The 4,154-nt window shown below is 50.6% G+C and carries 5 protein-coding genes; all 5 read right to left on the bottom strand.

Going from position 1 to position 4,154, the window contains the following annotated elements:
* A partial coding sequence (locus JCM14374_RS12730) for an Ig-like domain-containing protein (protein ID WP_172674235.1) occupies positions 1 to 1,888 on the bottom strand: 1,888 nt, incomplete at its 3' end.
* Between the two features lie 27 nt (positions 1,889 to 1,915).
* Positions 1,916 to 2,164, bottom strand: coding sequence for a DUF2442 domain-containing protein (locus JCM14374_RS12725; protein WP_054698146.1), 249 nt, complete (start codon positions 2,162 to 2,164; stop codon positions 1,916 to 1,918).
* 267 nt (positions 2,165 to 2,431) lie between these two features.
* The gene (locus JCM14374_RS12720; RefSeq protein WP_054698143.1) at positions 2,432 to 2,767 is read right to left on the bottom strand and encodes a HepT-like ribonuclease domain-containing protein; all 336 of its coding nucleotides are present in this window, start codon (positions 2,765 to 2,767) and stop codon (positions 2,432 to 2,434) included.
* Positions 2,764 to 3,057 carry a nucleotidyltransferase family protein gene (locus JCM14374_RS12715; protein ID WP_054698141.1) on the bottom strand — a complete coding sequence of 98 codons (294 nt, stop codon included), beginning with the start codon at positions 3,055 to 3,057 and terminating at the stop codon, positions 2,764 to 2,766. The genes JCM14374_RS12720 and JCM14374_RS12715 overlap by 4 nt, the downstream gene beginning before the upstream one ends.
* Positions 3,058 to 3,595: 538 nt before the next feature.
* The coding region (locus JCM14374_RS12710; RefSeq protein ID WP_172674234.1) for an S-layer homology domain-containing protein at positions 3,596 to 4,154 on the bottom strand (559 nt) is incomplete at its 5' end.

Here is a 4,154-nt window from a genome sequence, read left to right as displayed (position 1 = left end):
CTTCGCGTGCATTTATAGCCTTAAATACCAATGTGGTTGTTCCGGACTTCTGCGGAGTATAGGTGTAATTTGCATTAGCTTCGCTGTAGGCGGCTCCATTTACGGATACCAGATAAGTCAATGTACTTTCATGTGGATCCTCAAATATGCTGTCCAGGTCCAGGGTATAGGGAGATCCTATAATTACTTCTGCCGTTACTTGGGTAGGAACTCCCGCCTTAAGCGCTGGCGGATCAGCTTCCAGTATTGAGCCTGTCTTAAAGCTGTGCGAGCTGTCGGCCGACATCGTGTTGCCCATCACGTCCTGAAAGCCTGAAATGGTGACCGTGTAGGTTGTATTGGCGGAAAGTCCGGAGTAGGGAACTGTGTATTTCATATTGCCATCCGACCAGACGCCGCCGGAAAGAGCGGTCGTACCGCCGTCAAGCGACACCGTCCCCTCGGAAGCGCTCATGGGCTCGGAAAAGGTTACGGCGATCCTGTAGTTTCCGGGAGCGTCCGTGCCGTTTGGTATGACGCCTGTTACGGTCGGCGGTGTATGGTCAGCTTCAAGGGTGCCGAGCGAGTTAGCAGAATCGGTGGTCGTCACGACCGAACCCAAATAGCCCTGCGCCGGCGTTCGCGCGCCCCAGGTAAGGGCGCCTTCCGGCAGATAGAGATAGAGCTTGCCGTCTGTGTCGGTCCATATGTCCTTTATGCCGTATGTATAGTCAAGGTTTGTAAACAGAGCAGAGACCGCCGTTTTGGCTGACACGCCGGAAAGCGTCACTGTGGTGAGGTAAACGTTCTTCCCGCTGTCGTTTGTTAGAGTACCGCTTGCGAATCTCCCCCAGCCACCCCCGATACTTTGACCATCTGTGCTTTGCGCTTTTACGCTGCCGCCGGTGATGGTGACCGTGCCGCCGGAGCCTGCATAGCCGCCGCCGATGCCTGCACCTTGATGGCTGGACGCCGCGACCGTGCCGCCATTGATAGTGACCCTGCCGCCATCGCGTTCCTCTCCGGCGCCGATGCCCGCACCGTCTACGCTGGACGCCGTGACCGTGCCGCCGTTGATGGTGACCGTGGCGCCCATGGCATATTGGCCGCCACCGATGCCCGCGCCACTTTGGCTGGATGCCATAACCGTGCCGCCGGTGATGGTGACCCTACCGCGCGCGCTATGATTAAGGTTCATCTGCTCACTGTTATCACCGTCGCCGATGCCCGCACCGTAAACGCTGGACGCCGTGACCGTGCCGCCGTTGATGGTGACCGTGCCGCTAACGCCTTCATAACCGCCGCCGATGCCCGCACCTTCACCGCTGGATGCCGAAACCGTGCCGCCATTGATAGTGATCGTTCCGCCATCGCTGTTATAACCGTAGTAGACGTGATTACAGCCGCCGATGCCCGCGCCCCATCCGTTGCTATACGATCCAAGCGAGCCCTGGCCGTCGATGGTAAGCGACGCACCGATTGGAACCTCCAATCCGGCACGGTCCTTTCCGCTTTTCAGGGTGTTTGAGGTCCCCTCCGCCAGCGTCAGCCTGACTGTCGCGGCCCTCATGTTGAAGGCGCACGCGCTATCAGATACGCCCGACACGTTGATGTTCACGCCGGAAAGCCTAATGTTCGCTGTCACGCTGGAGCTTACGTTGACGGTATTAACCGTCGTCTCGCCGGTAATGGTGATCTCCTGGGAGGCCGGGATGTTGTCCAACGTTTGAGAAGCTCCGTAGCTCACCTTCAGCGTGCCGCTCTCTGTACCCGCGCTGACAGTTATGCTGCCCTCCGACACGTCGAAGATGTACTCTGCGGCATTGCTCGCCGCCAGCGCCGTCACCGGCAGAAGGGTGAATATCAGTGTCATGCAGAAAATTGAGCTTAAAAATCGTTTCATTCTCATTTTCCATCCTCCGTTTTCAGTTTTTTCCTATTTACCGCTGATGACAACGTCAATCAGCTCATAAAGCGGTATTTTCAATACGCCGTCTCCCCAGACGATTGTTTCACTGCCATTTTTGTCGGCCCTGACGTCGTTAAACAGCTCTATATCGGAAAGCTCGGCAAAACGGACGGTCTTCAGCTTGGCCGACAAGTCCACCGTTATGCTGCTGCCGTTGTTGAACGCCACCAGCAGCCGAAAGCTCTCCAGCGGAGTGACGGATTGAATGTTGTTCACCAAAGTACCTCCTTTGAAAAAGGAATAAGCACCTTAAGCGCTTTGCACCCTCTTAATCTTGCTATGAAAAAATAAAAAACCTGCTCTATGCTAAATCATAAAGCAGGTTTTTTTAATTCGCCCCGTTCGAAAGGATAGTTTTTCTATTCTAAAATCCCCGCCAGCTTGCTCCGGCGATCAATGTCCAGCTTGGATTGGGGGGAGACGGTTCTCTGATCGCCTTCGCATACTCCTATCAAATATCCATCAAATAATAAATAAAAAGCCCTATGATTCGTTAGGCAGCAATCCCCTTAAATGCTCCTTAATCTCAGCCAAATTGCGAGCAACAACATTCCATACGATTTGCAGGTCAACCCCCATATAATCGTGGATGAGTACATCCCGCATACCAGCCATTTCCTTCCAAGGAATTTCCGGATGTTGCCTGCGCAATCCAGGGGACACCTGTTTAGTGGCCTCACCTATGATTTCTATGTTTCGAATAACCGCATCCTGAATTAACCGAGAGTTCATAAATTCTTCACGGCCATTAATCGTGTACTCCTCAATTTGCTTAATGCATTCCAGAACATGGATCAGATACACGCTATCATCCTTCATAGCGGAACCGCCTCCTTCTTTACCTTGGCGGAAATCAAACGATGTATAGCATTTTCAGTAACCAGATCAACTTTGTGGCCCAGAAATTCTTCAAGTTCCAGCTTAAGCCCCACCAGATCAAATAGACTTCGATCCTCTTCAAAATCAACAAGAAAATCGATATCACTGTCCGGCCCTTCTTCTCCGCGAGAAAGGGATCCGAATACTCGTATATTTCCGGCACCATGTTTCTGTGCAATTTTCTTTATATTCTCGCTCTCTTTTCTTAGATCATTTAAGGTAATTCCCATGTTTTAGCACCTCACTCTTCATGGCCGATTACATCGGGTCTCTTCTTATCTTGATTTAGTATAAAATCACTCATTTATTCAATTACCAATAGATTATCTGAAATTCCACATTCAATCAAGCAAACGGCAACTTGTTCGCAGAGAGCGATTGAGGGGACGGTTCTCTTGATCGCCTATGTTGATAGGCATGTTTGGTTCAGAGGGAGCATTTAAACAATATGGCAGGACAGAGTTAAATCCCTGCCTGCGCTGTTACAAAAGGTTTTTGTTTTTTTCTATAATCAATCAAAGATTTGTTGATGAGAATTTTGCTATTATGCAAAATCCTCAATTATAATGATTGATACCTGTTTTGCCAAGTTGGCCTGGGCTTCGCAACATAATAAAGTCTCTCCTTTTGTAACAATAGAACCGTCCCCCTGTTACGATAAGAAAGCAGATAGCCTTGTTTTGTTTTTAACCTGGGCAGCTATCTGCTTTCTATATAATATTTATTTTTCGCTTATCTGTATGTTTGTTAAATACCCGAGAGGCATTTTTACCTTGCTAACAAATTATACAGTAATTGTGCTATTTCGGCTCTGGTCGTTGTATTCGTGGCCAAGAGCTTGCCGCCATTGCCTCCGATAATTCCGGTTTCAACAAACAGCGTAACGGCATCTCTTGCCCAGGAGGCCACTTGCTTTGCATCGCTAAAACCAGACAATTGTTTTCCTGAATTGCCCCGTGGTAGCTTGCCGATTGCTTTCAGCGCATTGTACAGCAGGGTGAACATTTCCTGGCGGGTGATTTCCTTCTCAGGAGCAAACATATTGCTGCCCACGCCCGCGGATATGCCGACCCTCTTTGCGGCTGCAAGGTAGCCGGTGTAATAAGTGCTGCCCGCGTCCACAAAGTTGTCTTTCGAGTTGGCGTCCGGGGCTATACTGTATGCCTTCATAAGCATTACCACGAACTGCCCCCTGGTCAGCTTCGCCTCGGGGCTGAAATTGCTGCCTCCCGTACCGGAGGTGATATCCCTTGCGGCGGTAAAGGAAACCGCTTTTGCATACCACGCATCTTTCGCCACGTCCTGGAAGCTCGCCTGCCTGAAACAG

The sequence above is a fragment of the Syntrophomonas palmitatica JCM 14374 genome, from assembly GCF_001311885.1.
In the GTDB taxonomy this organism is placed as follows: domain Bacteria; phylum Bacillota; class Syntrophomonadia; order Syntrophomonadales; family Syntrophomonadaceae; genus Syntrophomonas_A; species Syntrophomonas_A palmitatica.
This window is presented reverse-complemented; position numbering and strand designations above follow the sequence as displayed.